At 66.8% G+C, this 14,907-nt stretch carries 12 protein-coding genes and 3 pseudogenes; 11 read left to right on the forward strand and 4 right to left on the reverse strand.

Annotated features, from left to right (window positions below; all coding sequences use genetic code 11):
- Positions 1-17 precede the first annotated feature (17 nt).
- The 6 genes from uvrC (at position 18) to ACX9NE_RS12390 (ending at position 6,826) form a co-directional block, all read left to right on the forward strand.
- Positions 18-1,961: an excinuclease ABC subunit UvrC gene (uvrC, locus tag ACX9NE_RS12365; RefSeq protein ID WP_459363468.1), complete on the forward strand. Its 1,944-nt coding sequence runs from the start codon at positions 18-20 to the stop codon at positions 1,959-1,961.
- Entirely contained in the window at positions 1,958-2,842 is an 885-nt protein-coding gene (gene rapZ / locus ACX9NE_RS12370) for an RNase adapter RapZ (protein ID WP_459363469.1), read from the forward strand. The genes uvrC and rapZ overlap by 4 nt, the downstream gene beginning before the upstream one ends.
- On the forward strand, positions 2,839-3,867 hold the full coding sequence (locus ACX9NE_RS12375; protein ID WP_459363470.1) for a YvcK family protein: 1,029 nt from the start codon (positions 2,839-2,841) through the stop codon (positions 3,865-3,867). The genes rapZ and ACX9NE_RS12375 overlap by 4 nt, the downstream gene beginning before the upstream one ends.
- Positions 3,864-4,841, forward strand: a complete 978-nt coding sequence (gene whiA, locus ACX9NE_RS12380) for a DNA-binding protein WhiA (protein WP_459363471.1) — start codon at positions 3,864-3,866, stop codon at positions 4,839-4,841. Before ACX9NE_RS12375 ends, whiA begins: the two co-directional genes overlap by 4 nt.
- 120 nt (positions 4,842-4,961) lie before the next feature.
- A complete protein-coding gene (locus ACX9NE_RS12385; RefSeq protein WP_459363472.1) occupies positions 4,962-6,344 on the forward strand; it encodes a WS/DGAT/MGAT family O-acyltransferase in 1,383 nt (460 codons plus the stop codon).
- 44 nt (positions 6,345-6,388) lie between these two features.
- The gene (locus ACX9NE_RS12390; RefSeq protein ID WP_459363473.1) at positions 6,389-6,826 is read left to right on the forward strand and encodes a VOC family protein; all 438 of its coding nucleotides are present in this window, start codon (positions 6,389-6,391) and stop codon (positions 6,824-6,826) included.
- A 41-nt stretch (positions 6,827-6,867) separates the two neighbouring features.
- On the opposite strand, the gene ACX9NE_RS12395 is transcribed toward ACX9NE_RS12390, so the two are convergent.
- The 3 genes from ACX9NE_RS12395 to ACX9NE_RS12405 are packed head-to-tail and all read right to left on the reverse strand — an operon-like array spanning position 6,868 to position 10,517.
- Complete coding sequence (locus tag ACX9NE_RS12395; RefSeq protein WP_459363474.1) at positions 6,868-8,139, reverse strand: alpha/beta hydrolase; 1,272 nt, start codon at positions 8,137-8,139, stop codon at positions 6,868-6,870.
- Positions 8,136-9,758, reverse strand: coding sequence for an acyl-CoA ligase FadD12 (fadD12, locus tag ACX9NE_RS12400; RefSeq protein ID WP_459363475.1), 1,623 nt, complete (start codon positions 9,756-9,758; stop codon positions 8,136-8,138). Before fadD12 ends, ACX9NE_RS12395 begins: the two co-directional genes overlap by 4 nt.
- Positions 9,759-9,761: 3 nt before the next feature.
- Entirely contained in the window at positions 9,762-10,517 is a 756-nt protein-coding gene (locus tag ACX9NE_RS12405; RefSeq protein ID WP_459363517.1) for a lysophospholipid acyltransferase family protein, read from the reverse strand.
- Between the two features lie 223 nt (positions 10,518-10,740).
- On the opposite strand from ACX9NE_RS12405, the gene ACX9NE_RS12410 reads away from it, so the two are divergent.
- From ACX9NE_RS12410 to ACX9NE_RS12430, 5 genes and pseudogenes are all read left to right on the forward strand, one after another.
- Positions 10,741-12,003, forward strand: coding sequence for a PucR family transcriptional regulator (locus tag ACX9NE_RS12410; RefSeq protein ID WP_459363476.1), 1,263 nt, complete (start codon positions 10,741-10,743; stop codon positions 12,001-12,003).
- A gap of 90 nt (positions 12,004-12,093) precedes the next feature.
- Positions 12,094-12,354, forward strand: a complete 261-nt coding sequence (locus ACX9NE_RS12415; RefSeq protein ID WP_459363477.1) for a hypothetical protein — start codon at positions 12,094-12,096, stop codon at positions 12,352-12,354.
- Positions 12,355-12,624: 270 nt separating this feature from the next.
- Positions 12,625-12,807 (forward strand): annotated as a pseudogene (locus ACX9NE_RS12420) (DUF3556 domain-containing protein); the annotation flags it as partial.
- 9 nt (positions 12,808-12,816) lie between these two features.
- Positions 12,817-12,936 (forward strand): annotated as a pseudogene (locus tag ACX9NE_RS12425) (hypothetical protein); the annotation flags it as partial.
- Positions 12,933-14,351 carry a phytoene desaturase family protein gene (locus tag ACX9NE_RS12430; protein ID WP_459363478.1) on the forward strand — a complete coding sequence of 473 codons (1,419 nt, stop codon included), beginning with the start codon at positions 12,933-12,935 and terminating at the stop codon, positions 14,349-14,351. The pseudogene ACX9NE_RS12425 and the gene ACX9NE_RS12430, both read left to right, overlap by 4 nt.
- 6 nt (positions 14,352-14,357) lie before the next feature.
- Here ACX9NE_RS12430 and ACX9NE_RS12435 read toward each other — a convergent pair.
- Positions 14,358-14,738: pseudogene (locus tag ACX9NE_RS12435) on the reverse strand (beta-xylosidase); the annotation flags it as partial.
- Between the last annotated feature and the right edge of the window lie 169 nt (positions 14,739-14,907).

Consider the following 14,907-nt stretch of genomic DNA (forward strand, 5'->3'; position numbering starts at 1 on the left):
ACCATTAGCCTGGACACGTGCCAGATCCCGCCACCTACCGTCCCGCGCCCGGGTCCATCCCGGTCGAGCCGGGCGTTTACCGGTTCCGGGATGCCCATGGCCGGGTCATCTACGTCGGCAAGGCCAAGAGCCTGCGCAGCCGGCTCACGTCGTACTTCGCGGATGTGGCCGGGCTGCACCCGCGGACCCGGCAGATGGTGAGCACCGCTGCCAAGGTCGAGTGGACGGTGGTCAACACCGAGGTCGAGGCACTTCAGCTGGAATACAACTGGATCAAGGAATTCGATCCGCGCTTCAACGTCCGCTACCGCGACGACAAGTCTTACCCAGTGCTGGCCGTAACTCTCAACGAGGAGTTTCCCCGGCTGATGGTTTACCGCGGACCCCGTCGCAAAGGGGTGCGGTATTTCGGACCGTACTCTCACGCCTGGGCCATCCGCGAGACGCTGGACCTGCTCACCCGGGTGTTCCCCGCCCGCACCTGCTCCAACGGAGTATTCAAACGGCACAGCCAGATCGACCGCCCGTGCCTGCTGGGCTACATCGACAAGTGCTCGGCGCCGTGCGTGGGCCGGGTCAGTGCCGAGCAGCACCGGCAGATCGTGCTGGACTTCTGCGACTTCCTGTCCGGCAAGACCGAACGCTTCGCGCGCGAGTTGGAACAACGTATGCACGCGGCTTCGGCCGAGCTGGACTTCGAACGGGCGGCCCGGTTGCGGGATGACCTGGGCGCGCTGCGGCGGGCGATGGAGAAGCAGGCGGTGGTGTTCGGGGACGGCACCGATGCCGACGTGGTCGCCTTCGCCGATGACGATCTCGAGGCGGCCGTACAGGTCTTCCACGTCCGCGGCGGACGGGTCCGGGGCCAGCGGGGCTGGATCGTCGAAAAGTCCGGCGACCCAGGTGATTCCGGTGCCGAGCAGCTGGTCGAACAATTCCTGACGCAGTTCTACGGCGAGCAGGCCGAACTAGGCGGAGCTGCAGACGAATCCGCCAACCCCGTTCCGCGTGAGGTGCTGGTGCCCTGTCTGCCGTCCAACCACGACGAGTTGGCGAGCTGGCTGTCCGGCCTGCGGGGCGCCAGGGTGACGCTGCGGGTGCCACGCCGCGGCGACAAGCGAGCGCTCGCCGAAACGGTGGAGCGCAATGCGAAAGAGGCGCTGCAACAGCACAAGCTGAAGCGGGCCGGTGACCTCAACGCCAGATCGGCTGCGCTGCAGAACATTCAGGACGCACTCGGGCTGTCCGACGCCCCACTGCGCATCGAGTGCGTCGACATCAGCCATGTGCAGGGCACCGACGTCGTCGGCTCGCTGGTCGTCTTCGAGGACGGCCTGCCGCGCAAGTCGGACTACCGCCATTTCGGCATCCGCGAGGCCGCGGGGGAGGGCCGCTCCGACGACGTGGCGTCCATCGCCGAAGTGACCCGGCGCCGTTTCCTGCGCCACCTCAGCGACCAGAGCGATCCGAATGTGCTTTCCCCTGAGGGCAAGTCGCGCCGGTTCGCCTACCCGCCCAACCTGTACGTCGTCGACGGCGGAGCGCCGCAGGTCAACGCTGCGAGCGCGGTGCTGGAAGAACTCGGCATCACCGACGTTGCCGTGATCGGTCTGGCCAAGCGTTTGGAAGAGATCTGGGTACCGGCCGAACCCGACCCGATCATCATGCCGCGCAACAGCGAGGGGCTGTACCTGTTGCAGCGGGTGCGCGACGAGGCGCACCGCTTTGCCATCGCCTACCATCGCAGCAAGCGATCCAAGCGAATGACGGCGTCGGCGCTGGACTCCGTGCCTGGACTGGGCGAACACCGGCGCAAGGCGCTGGTCACCCACTTCGGATCGATAGCCCGCCTCAAGGAGGCCACCGTCGACCAGATCACCGCCGTCCCGGGCATCGGCGTCGCCACCGCCACCGCCGTCCTCGAGGCGCTGCGCCCCGACGCGACGGGAGTTCGAGAATGACCAACAGCGACACCGCGGCCGGCATCGATGTCGTTCTGGTGACCGGATTGTCGGGCGCCGGACGGGGCACGGCCGCCAAGGTGCTCGAGGATCTGGGCTGGTACGTGGCGGACAATCTGCCGCCCCAATTAATCACCCGCATGGTCGATTTCGGGCTGGCCGCCGGATCGCGCATCACCCAGCTCGCGGTGGTCATGGACGTACGCTCGCGCGGTTTCACCGGCGATCTGGACGAGGTGCGCAACGAGCTGGCCACCCGCAACATCACCCCGCGCGTGGTGTTCATGGAGGCATCCGACGACATGCTGGTGCGCCGCTATGAGAACAACCGCCGCAGCCACCCGCTGCAGGGGGAGCAGACCCTGGCCGAGGGCATCGCCGCCGAGCGTCGGATGCTGGCCCCGGTGCGTGCTACCGCGGACCTGATCATCGACACGTCGACGCTGTCGGTGCGGAGCTTGCGGGAGAGCATCGAGCGTGCCTTCGGCGGCAACGGCGGTGCCACCACCAGCGTCACCGTCGAGTCCTTCGGCTTCAAGTACGGTCTGCCGATGGACGCCGACATGGTGATGGACGTCCGATTCCTGCCCAACCCGCATTGGGTGGACGAGTTGCGCCCGCTGACCGGACAACACGATCCGGTGCGCGATTACGTCCTGAGCCAGCCCGGCGCGGCCGAGTTCCTCCAGACCTACCATCGGTTGCTGTCGCTGGTGGTCGATGGCTACCGGCGGGAGGGAAAGCGCTATATGACGGTCGCCATCGGATGCACCGGCGGCAAGCACCGCAGCGTAGCGATCGCGGAAGCCCTGATGGGCCTGCTGCGCTCGGATCCGCAGCTCACCGTAAGGGCATTGCACCGGGATCTGGGCCGCGAATGACCGACAACATCGTCGCGCTGGGCGGCGGGCATGGCCTGTATGCAACGTTATCGGCAGCGCGCCGGCTCACCCCCCACGTGACCGCCATTGTGACGGTGGCCGACGACGGCGGATCCTCCGGCCGGTTGCGCAGCGAACTGGACGTCGTCCCGCCCGGTGATCTCCGAATGGCGCTGGCCGCACTGGCATCCGACAGTCCGCACGGCCGGCTGTGGGCGACCATCCTGCAACACCGGTTCGGCGGCAGTGGCGCACTCGCCGGGCACCCGATCGGCAACCTGCTCCTGGCTGGGTTGTCCGAGGTACTGGCAGACCCGGTCGCGGCCCTCGACGAAATCGGGCGGATCCTCGGCGTCAAGGGCCGGGTACTCCCCATGTGCCCGATCGCGCTGCAGATCGAGTCCGACGTGTCCGGCCTCGAATCCGACCCGCGCATGTTCCGGGTGATCCGGGGTCAGGTTGCGATCGCATCGACACCGGGCAAGGTACGCCGGGTCCGCCTGCTGCCGACCGACCCACCCGCCACCCGGCAGGCCATCGATGCCATCATGGCTGCCGAATTAGTGGTGCTGGGACCCGGGTCGTGGTTCACCAGCGTGATTCCGCACGTCCTGGTGCCAGGGCTGCTCAAGGCGTTGCAGGCCACCACCGCCCGCAAGGCGCTGGTGCTCAACCTTGTCGCCGAGCCGGGCGAGACCGCGGGCTTCTCGGTAGAGCGTCACCTGCACGTTCTCGCCCAGCACGCGCCAGGGTTCACCGTGGACGACGTCATCATCGATGCCGATCGGGTGCCCAGCGAACGTGAACGAGAGCATCTGCGGCGCACCGCCACCCTGCTGCAGGCCGAGGTCCACTTCGCCGACGTGGCCCGACCTGGTACACCTTTACATGACCCCGGCAAGTTGGCGGCGGTCCTGGACGGGGTGCGGGTGCGAGACAGGGATCCGGCGGCGCCTGCGGTGAAGGCCACTGAAGAGGTACCGATCGACGGTGTAGGACCGAGGGGTGACGACGCGTGGCGATGACGACCGAAGTAAAGGACGAGCTGAGCCGTCTGGTAGTCAAGTCGGTCAGCGCGCGGCGCGCCGAGGTCACGTCCCTGTTGCGGTTCGCTGGCGGGTTGCACATCGTCGCCGGCCGGGTGGTCGTCGAGGCCGAGGTGGATCTGGGCAGCATCGCGCGCCGGCTGCGCAAGGACATCTTCGACTTGTACGGCTACAACGCAGTCGTGCATGTGTTGTCGGCGAGCGGAATTCGCAAGAACACCCGCTACGTGCTGCGGGTGGCCAACGACGGTGAAGCGCTGGCCCGTCAGACTGGACTGCTCGACATGCGCGGACGCCCGGTGCGCGGGCTACCGGCCCAGGTGGTCGGCGGCAGCATCGGCGACGCCGAAGCAGCCTGGCGGGGAGCGTTTCTGGCGCACGGGTCGTTGACCGAACCCGGCCGCTCATCGGCCTTGGAGGTGAGCTGCCCCGGGCCGGAGGCGGCGCTGGCCCTGGTCGGTGCCGCACGTCGACTCGGAGTCAGCGCGAAAGCCCGCGAGGTGCGCGGCGCGGACCGGGTGGTGGTGCGCGACGGCGAGGCGATCGGTGCGTTGCTCACCCGGATGGGTGCCCAGGACACCCGCCTGGTCTGGGAGGAACGCCGGCTGCGTCGCGAGGTTCGCGCCACGGCAAACCGGCTGGCGAATTTCGACGATGCCAACCTGCGGCGCTCGGCACGCGCCGCGGTGGCCGCGGCCGCGCGGGTGGAACGCGCGCTGGAGATACTCGGTGACACGGTGCCCGACCACCTGGCGACGGCCGGTAGGTTGCGGGTCGAACACCGCCAGGCCTCGCTGGAAGAACTCGGCCGGCTCGCCGATCCGCCGATGACGAAAGATGCTGTGGCAGGCCGCATTCGACGCTTGCTGTCGATGGCCGACCGCAAGGCGAAAGTAGACGGAATTCCCGATACCGAATCCGCGGTGACTCCCGACCTCCTCGAAGACGCCTAGTTGGGCGAGCAGACGCAAAGTCGCACAAAACCGGTTGTTTTGGTGCGAGTTTGCGTCTGCTCGCCCCAGGGACGAGAGAAAGATTGGCTTCGACGGGCGGCCGCGGGCTACCGTCGTGGGATGAAACGGCTCTCGAGTGTTGACGCGGCCTTCTGGTCTGCCGAAACCGCTGGCTGGCATATGCACGTCGGTGCGCTGGCGATCTGTGATCCCAGCAATGCACCCGACTACAGCTTCCAGCGACTGCGTGAACTTCTCATCGAGCGTCTGCCGGAGATCCCGCAGCTGCGGTGGCGGGTGACCGGCGCTCCACTCGGGCTGGACCGGCCGTGGTTCGTCGAGGATGAAGAACTCGACATCGATTTTCACATCCGCAGGATCGGGGTGCCGGCACCCGGCGGCCGGCGCGAGCTCGAGGAGCTCGTCGGCCGACTGATGTCTTACAAGTTGGACCGCTCCCGGCCGCTGTGGGAATTGTGGGTCATCGAGGGCGTCGAAGGCGGCCGCATCGCGACGCTGACCAAGATGCACCACGCCATCGTCGACGGCGTCTCGGGTGCAGGGCTGGGTGAAATCCTGTTGGACGTCACGCCCGAACCGCGTGCGGCGCAGAAGGAAACGGTCGGATTCGTCGGTTTCACCATCCCTGGCCTGGAGCGGCGTGCACTCGGCGCTCTGATCAACCTCACCGTCATGACGCCGTTCCGCATCGCCCGGTTGCTCGAGCAGACCGTGCGTCAGCAGATCGCGGCGCTGGGCGTGGGTGCCCGGCCGCCCCGGTATTTCGACGCCCCCAAGACCCGCTTCAACGCACCGGTGTCGCCGCATCGGCGCATCAGCGGCTGCCGCGTCGAGCTGGAACGGGTCAAGGCCGTCAAAGACGCCTTTGGCGTCAAACTCAACGATGTCGTGCTGGCACTGGTGGCCGGCGCGGCCCGCGAATACCTGCAAAAACGTGACGAGCTGCCCTACAAGCCGCTGATCGCGCAGATTCCGGTCTCCACCCGCACCGAGGAGAACAAGTCCGACGTGGGCAACCAGATCAGCTCGATGACGGTGTCGCTGGCCACCGATATCGATGACCCGGCCGAGCGGCTCAAGGCCATTCACGAGAGCACGCAGAACGCCAAGGAAATGGCCAAAGCGCTTTCAGCGCACCAGATTATGGGCCTCACCGAGACCACGCCGCCCGGGCTGCTGCAGCTGGCCGCCCGCGCCTATACCGCCACCGGCCTGTCCCGCAACCTGGCCCCGATCAACCTGGTGGTGTCCAACGTGCCCGGCCCGCCCATCCCGCTCTACATGGCCGGCGCCAAGCTGGATTCGCTGGTCCCGCTGGGGCCGCCGGTGATGGACGTCGCGCTCAACATCACCTGCTTCTCCTACCAGCAGCACCTCGACTTCGGATTCGTGACGACACCGGAAGTGGCCAACGACATCGACGAGATGGCCGATTCCATCGAGCCGGCCCTCGCCGAACTGGAAAGCGCCGCCGGCCTATAGGACCGACGCCACCGGTCAAACGTGGTCTGTCGTAGCGTGCAGGCATGGCCATCAGACTTGAGAACGTCGGCATCGCCGTTCGCGACCTCGAAGCAACGATCTCCTTCTTCACCGACCTCGGTCTCACGGTCATCGGCCGTGACACGGTCCAAGGTGAGTGGACTGACACCGCTGTCGGCCTTGATGGCAATCATGCCAACATCGCGATGCTCCAGACGCCGGACGGGCGCGGTCGTCTCGAACTCTTCGAGTACATCCACCCACCGGCCATCGAGTCGAAGCCCACACGTCCCAACGAGATCGGTATGCATCGCGTCGCCTTCTCCGTCGACGACATTCACCAAGCCCTGCGGATAGCAGCGAGGCACGGATGCTTTCCGCTACGCGGCGTGGCGACCTACGAGGACACCTACAAGCTCACGTACCTGCGGGGTCCCAGCGGCATCATCGTGATGCTGGCCGAGAAGCTGAAGAATAACTGACGTCGCGCATCGGCTCCGATCGGCGGTGTCGCGTACCGGCCCTAGCCGGGGTTGGAGTAATTCGTCACGTACACCCAAGACAGGAAACGGGCGACCGCTTCAGCGGCCTTGTCGGCCCGTGGCGACCCAAAGATGTCGAACGCATGCTGGGCATTGGGCAGTTCGGCATACACGACCGGCGACTTGGACACCGACCGCAGCTCGTCGACGAACTCCCGAGCCTCGGCCACCGGGATGAGGGAGTCGTCAGTGCCGTGGAGCACGAAGAACGGCGGCGCGTCCACGTGCACGTAGCGCAGCGGCGAGGCCTCTTCGTAAATCTCCCGGTGCGTGTCGAGTTTGTGCTTGACGACCAGTCTTTCGAGGACCTGCACGAACTGCGCCCGCCCCGGCTCCTCGGTGGAGTACCAGTCGTAACGGCCGTAGAACGGTACGGCCGCCATCACTGACGTGTCGGCGTCTTCGAAGCCAGGCTGAAATTTGGGGTCGTTGGGAGTCAGGGCCGCCAACGCCGAGAGGTGACCACCGGCCGAACCGCCGCTGATCGCAACGAAATTCGGGTCGCCACCGTACGTCGAGATGTTTTCCTTGATCCATGCCAGCGCGCGCTTGACGTCGACGATGTGCGCGGGCCAGGTGTGCCAGGGCGAAACCCGGTAGTTCATCGACACGCACACCCAGCCTCGCGCCACCAGGTGGCTCATCAGCGGATACGCCTGGGGACGGCGCCACCCGATCATCCACGCGCCACCCGGAATCTGAAGCAGCACCGGGGCTTTGCCATCGAGGGGTAGGTCTTTGCGTCGCCAGATGTCGGCCAGGTTGGCACGGCCGTGCGGTCCGTAGGACACGATGTTTTGTTTGTCGACAAAGCGGCGGCGGGCCACCGTGGTACGCAGCGGCAGATTGCGCCGCCCGCGGCGGGTCGGCTCCTCTGGCAGTGCTTTGAGTTCCTCGGCGTAGTCGGGCCCGAGCTGCTCGGTCAGTCCGGCTTCCAGAACCGGGCCGGGCGTGGTGATGCCGCGATAGCGGATGATAACGAGGATCGCCCAGGATGCCGCCGTCAGCGCCAGCGCCAGTTTGCCTTTCGGTCCGGCGAAGTCACCGCGGCGCCCGCGGCGCACGGCATCCAGCGCGGACGCTGCCGCGTACAGGCCGGGTACCTCCGAGGTGGGCCAGCCGAACCAGAACACCGTGGGGGAGGCGTAGGGATTGCGGGTGATCGGGTGTAATCCGTTGGTGGCGTTGATGAGTTCCACCGCCGCGCGGGTCAGCGGCCGGGGACGGCGCAGTCGCTCGAGCAGCCGGCTCATGAGCGGCTCACCATGGACTTGAGGTCGTTACGCAGGATCTTGCCGGTGCTGCCACGGGGGAGCTCATCCAAAATCGTGATCTCGCGCGGAACCTTGTAATTGGCCAGGTTGTCCCGCACGTGCTGCTTGAGTGCCTCCTCGGTGGCCGAGGCACCCGGTTCGAGCACCACAAATGCCGACAAGCGCTGGCCGTACTGCTGGTCATCCACGCCGAGTACGGCAGCTTCGGCCACATCCTCATGTGCTGCCAAGACCTTCTCCACCTCGATCGGGTAGATATTCTCCCCACCCGAGACGATCATCTCGTCGTCACGGCCCACCACGAACAGCCGACCGTTCTCGTCGAGGTAGCCGACGTCGCCTGAGGACATGTAGCCGGCGTGAAAGTTTTTGGTCTTGCCCGATGTGTAACCGTCGAACTGACTGCCGTTGTGCACGTAGATGGTGCCGACCTCGCCGGTGGGGACTTCCTTGAAGTCTGCATCCAGGATCCGGATTCGGGTGCCCTCCGCCGGCCTGCCCGCGGTGTCCGGCGCCGCCCGCAGGTCCGCCGGAGTGGCGGTGGCGATCATGCCGGCCTCGGTGGCGTTGTAGTTGTTGTAGATCACGTCGCCGAACTGGTCCATGAACGCGATGACGACGTCGGGGCGCATTCGCAAACCGGAAGCAGCGGCGAATCGTAACGACTTGCAGCTGTAGCGGTTCCGGACTTCGGCGGGCAACTCCATGATGCGGTCGAACATCACCGGCACCACTGCAAGGCCGGTCGCCCGATAGCGGTCGATGAGGGCCAGCGTCGCCTCCGGATCGAACTTGCGCCGAGTCACCACCGTGCAGGCCAGCGAGGAGGCCAGCACCAGCTGAGAGAAACCCCACGCGTGGAACATCGGCGCAACGATCACGATCGGCTCCTCCGCCCGCCACGGCGTACGGTCCAGCACTCCCTTGAGCGTCATGATCCCGCCGCTACCGCCGGAATGCTTGGCGCCCTTGGGTGTTCCGGTGGTTCCTGAGGTGAGCAGGATCAGCTTGCCGCTAGCGCCGGTGCGCACAGGTCGCTGCCCGGCGTGGGCTGCAATGAGTTTTTCGGCGGTCAGTTCGTGCGGTCGGTCGGCCCACGCCACGATGCGGGCGGCATGCGGTGCGTCAGCCAAAGCCCGGTCCACCGTGGCCGTGAACTCTTCGTCGTACACGATCGCGTCGACACCCTCGCGGCTGACAACCTCGGCCAGCGCCGGTCCGGCGAAGGAGGTGTTGAGCAGCAGGACATCGGCGCCAACCCGGTTCGAGGCCAACAGCGCATCGATGAAACCGCGGTGATTGCGGCACATGATGCCTACCACTCTGGGTGACCCGCCCGGAAGGTCCCGCAACGCGGCGGCGAACGCGTGGCCGCGTTCGTCGAGTTGCCGCCAGGTCAGGGTGCCGAGCTCATCGACCAGGCCCGGCTGGTTCGGACAGCGTTGCGCGGCACCGGCGAAACCTGAGGTGAAGCCGATCCCTTCGCGGCGCATGGCGGCGGCGATCCGCAGATACCGGTCCGGGCGCATCGGCGCAATCATCCCTGCGCGCCGCAGGGTCGCGACCAGGGCGCGGATGTCGTCCAGACGAGTCGACATGACTCAGCCCACAATCGGGAAGCGACGCTTGGCGGCGAGCTCGTTGAGCCCCTTCTGCATTACCGACCGCACGTATTCGTCGACTTCGTCGATATCGGGGTCGTCACCGAATCGTGCTGCGATATCGATAGGTTTCAGCATCTGCATCACAATCTTGGCCGGCAGCGGCAGGTTGGGCGGGATGGCCGCGCTGAACCCGAACGGGAATCCGAAGGAGAGCGGCAGGATGTCGCTGCGGAGCAACTTCTTGATTCCCAGATTTCTGGCCAGCCAGGTACCGCGAGTCAGGTACAGCTGAGTCTCCTGGCCCCCGATCCCGACCATGGGCACGATGGGAACCCCCGCCTCGATCGCGGTGCGGACATAGCCCTTGCGGCCGTTGAAGTCGATGACGTTCTCCGCCGACGTCGGCCGGTACGCGTCGTAGTCACCACCCGGGAAGACGACCACCACACCTCCCGACCGCAGCGCCTTGGCGGCGTTCTCCCGATTTGCCCGGATATAGCCTGTTTTGCGGAAGAGGTCGGCGGTCGGACCCATGAACAGGATGTCGTGGCTCAGCGTCAGCACCGGCCGGTCGTAGCCGAACTTGTCGTAGAAGTCGGTGCTGAAAATCGGGACATCCATCGGAAACTGGCCGCCGGAATGGTTGGCAACCACGAGTGCTCCGCCGGGCGGGAACCCGTCGAGACCGTGCACTTCCGACCGGAAGTAAGTCTTTAGAACCGGGCGCATGATGCTGATCATTCGCCGGGTCATTCCCGGGTCGAACTTCCCGATATCGTCGCCCCGATCCGGGTCGTCGTTCACGTGGTTCACTGAGGCTCCCTTGCCGTCGAGTCCCTCGATCGTAGCGAGCGCGTCGGCGGCTACGCGGGGGCATCAGGGCCGAAACCGTCCCGCGGCGACCCGCGAAGGTGCACAGTGTGCAGTGGCCCGATGGGGCGTTCGTGGTTCACGCTGCTGCAGAAGGGACGGCACGGTGGCCGAGGCGGGTGGTGTGTCGGATGGGGGTTGCGTTTCGCTGATCGCCCGACAGATGGAGTCGATTCAGGACACGTTCACCGCTGAGCTGTTCGACATGATGAGGGGCGAGATTCAGGGTCTGCAGCACGATCCGCGGATGATGGACATGTGGCGTGCCAGCCTGATCGAGAATTTCGTCGCCGCGGTGCACTACCTGGAGCGCGAAGCGCCGACGGCACTGCTCGAGGCGCCCGGCGCCGCGCTGGCCTACGCGCGGGCGTCCGCGCAGCGGGATATCCCGTTGGCGCCGTTGGTCCGAGCGCATCGCTTGGGGCATGCCCGCTTCCTCGAAGTGGCGATGCAGTTCGTGTCGATGCTGGAGCCACAGCAACAGGTGCCGACGATCACCGCCCTGGTGAACCGCTCGTCGCGTGTCGTCGATCTGGTGGCTGACCAACTCATTCTCGCCTACGAAGAGGAGCACGATCGCTGGCTGAGCCGGCGCAGCGGTTTGCAGCAGCACTGGGTCAGCGAGTTGCTGGCCGGCACTCCGGTAGATGTGCAACGCGCCGAGAAGGTACTGCGTTATGGGCTCGACGGTCGGCACGTGGCTGCCGTGGTGTGGGTGGATGCCGCAGCACCTATCGACGAGGTGGTGGCGCGCTTTGACGAGGTGCGCTGCCTGATGGCTGCCGAACTGGACACCAGCGGCCGATCGCTGCTGGTGCCGACGGACGAGCGCGAGGCCCGGCTGTGGTTTTCGGTCGCTCGCGATCGTGAGTTGTCCAGCGTGCGTGCCGCTTTCGACGCGGCGGAGATCGCCGCCCGAGTGGCCTGCGGCCGGTCGTGTGACGGGTTGCGCGGGTTTCGCGCATCGATGAAGCAGGCCGAGTTGGTGAAGACGGTGGTACTGGCCGGTGCGGACCGGCACGGGGCCCCCGTCGTCTTCTACGACGATGTCGCCCCGGTGGCGTTGATGGCCGGCGACGTGGACGAGTTGCGTCGGTTCGTCACTGATGTGTTGGGCGATCTTGCCAATGCCGGCGACCGCAACGAATGGCTGCGGGAGACGCTGCGCGAGTTCCTGGTGCGCAACCGTAGCTTCGTAGCCACGGCAGAAGCAATGATATTGCACCGCAACACTATTCAATATCGCGTCGGACAGGCCATGGAACTGTGCGGGCAGAACTTTGTCGACCCCGACTCGGTGTTCAAAGTGCAAACCGCGTTGGAGGTCTGCCGGTGGATGGCACCGGCTGTGCTGCGCGCACAAAAGTAACGGCCAACTTCGGTTTCGGCGCATAGCGGTGGGGCGCCCTCGACGCGTTAGCGTTTGCCCACGTCAAGCGCAGAACCGAAGGAGGCGCACATGGACCCGCCCGGCGCTTCCCGCAGCCAGTCTGATTGTGTGCTGCGCCTGATCACCCAGATCTGCAAGCGGACCAAGCTTCAGATTGACATCTACCAGCGTGCGATCGCGGTCGCCGAGGCCGAGGGCCGCCCCGAGCGGGTACGTGGCCTGCCACAGTTCCTTGGGATGCAGCGTCAGGATCGAAGACTCCTGCAACAGCTGATTGAGCGGCTAGAGGATCCGCGAGTTCCACAGCGGCCCAGTGTGTGCGGTCACTGATCGCCCACGGCCGCCGGGGGCGTCGGCGGGCAAGCCATCCGTGCGTAGTGAGGGGTCGCGCGGATGGCGTTCCCGCCGGCTCCTACCCGGCCGCCCGCCCGCACCCGACCCGGAGTACGGGTCAATCTTTCCTCGCCACAGTAGATTCCGCGGCGACAGCACGAGTTTCCGGCCCTTGAGCGGCAGGTCTGCATGTCGGCCGCGGTCTGCCGATACATTGGACAGGCCACAGATGTTATTTCAAGGGTTCTTTCCTGGAATGAGGCCGCTATGGGATTCATCTCACCGGAACTTCCCGACGTCGATCACGACACCTGGCCGAAGCTGCCCCGGGCGTACGCGGGATATCTGCTCTACCTGATCAAGATCGGACTGTACGTCGCCGCGCCGGCGGCGATCATTTCTCTGACGCCGGGCCTGGGCGGGTTGAGCCACATCGGCGAATGGTGGACGCCAAGCGCTCTCCTCGAATCCGGTCACGTTGACGTCAGCGACACGCTGACCCGCCAACCGTGGCCTGAGCCGGGCGACGAATTTCCGGTCCACGTCACGACGGAGCCGGTACTGCGCGGGACTTCATGACGACCGCGGTTGTCGTCGGCGCGGGGCCCAACGGTCTGGCCGCGGCGATCCACCTCGCCCGGCAGGGTATCGACGTGCAGGTCCTGGAAGCCCGGGACACCATCGGCGGGGGAGTGCGGTCGGGCGAATTGACGCTGCCCGGCGTCCTCCACGACCACTGCTCGGCGTTTCACCCGCTGGGGGTGGGATCACCGTTCTGGCAGGAGATCGACCTGCTCGGCTACGGGTTGACCTGGAAGTGGCCGGAGGCCGACTGCGCTCACCCACTCGATGACGGTTCCGCCGGAGTGCTCTATCAGTCGGTCGCGAAGACCGTCAAGGCATTGGGGGCCGACCGCTGGCGCTGGCGGGCGGCCGTAGGCGGACTCGCCAAGGGCTTTGACGACCTCGCCGAGGATCTCCTGCGCCCGGTCATCCACCTACCGCGGCATCCGTTGCGGCTCGCATCGTTCGGTCCGCGCGCGTTGCTGCCCGCCACCGCGGTGGCCGGCTATTTCCGCACCGAGCAGGCCCGAGCCCTCTACGGTGGCGCGGCTGCGCACGCCTACACCCGGTTGGACCGGCCGCTGACCGCTTCGCTCGGGTTGATGATCCTGGCCAGCGGGCATCGTTACGGCTGGCCCGTCGCCGAAGGCGGGTCCGGCGCGATCACCCGGGCCCTGGACGCGGCGCTGGAGGCCGCGGGGGGACGGGTCGCCACCGGGGTCAAGGTCACCCGCCGCCGCGACATCCCGAACGCCGACATCGTCATGCTCGACCTGAACCCCGCCCAGGTGCTCCAGATCTACGGGGATGCGATGCCCACCCGCATCAGACGGTCCTACCGCCGTTATCGTCAGGGATCCTCGGCGTTCAAAGTGGACTTCGCTGTCGAAGGCGATATTCCGTGGACGAATCCGGACTGCGGCCGGGCCGGTACGGTGCATCTCGGCGGCAGCTTCGATGAGGTCGCCGACACGGAACGGCAACGTGCACAAGGAAAGATGGTGCAACGGCCGTTCGTACTGCTCGGGCAACAGTACCTGGCCGACCCGTCACGGTCGGCGGGCAACGTCAACCCGATCTACGCCTACGCACACGTGCCGTTCGGTTACACCGGCGATGCGACCGCGGCGGTCATCGACCAGATCGAGCGGTTCGCTCCGGGATTTCGTGATCGCATCGTTGCCACGGTGAGCACCGGGACCGCTGAGCTGGAGGCCCGCAACCCCAGCCAGATCGGCGGCGACATCATCGGTGGTGCCAATGACAGACTGCAGATCCTGTTCCGGCCGCGCATCGCCGTGGATCCTTATCGCATCGGCGTGCCGGGTGTTTACCTGTGTTCGCAGTCCGCGCCGCCGGGGGCCGGGATCCATGGGTTGTGCGGATATCACGCCGCCGAGTCGGCATTGCGCTGGTTGCGCGCAACCTGACCGCCGTCAGCCCGCGCCCCCAGCCGGCCCGGGCTGAAGGGGCTGACCGGGCGCGGGTCCCCCGGCGGGCGCCGGTCCGGTCGGCTCGCCTTTCCCGGTCCCGGACATCGTGGTGATCGGCGCGCCTACCGGCGCTCCGGCGGGCACGGGCGCGCCGACGGGGACGGGTCCGGCGATAGGTACGGGTGCGCCGACAGGCACAGGCGCGCCAATAGGCACGGGCGCTCCGATGGGCACCGGGGCGCCGATGGGCACCGGTGCGCCGATCGGGACGGGTGCGCCGATCGGGACGGGTGCGCCGATGGGCACCGGTGCGCCGATCGGGACTGGGGCCCCGATCGGGACTGGGGCGCCGATCGGGACCGGGGCCCCGATCGGGACTGGGGCCCCGATCGGGACTGGGGCGCCGATCGGGACCGGGGCGCCTACCGGAACCGGAGCAGCGATCGGCCCGGGAACCACCACCGGGGCAACCGCCGCGGCACCGACCGGTCCGGGCACTACAACGGGGGCACCAACGCCCGACATGCCCGTGATCGGAGCGCTGGCCGGACCG

The sequence above is a fragment of the Mycobacterium sp. ML4 genome, from assembly GCF_054515735.1.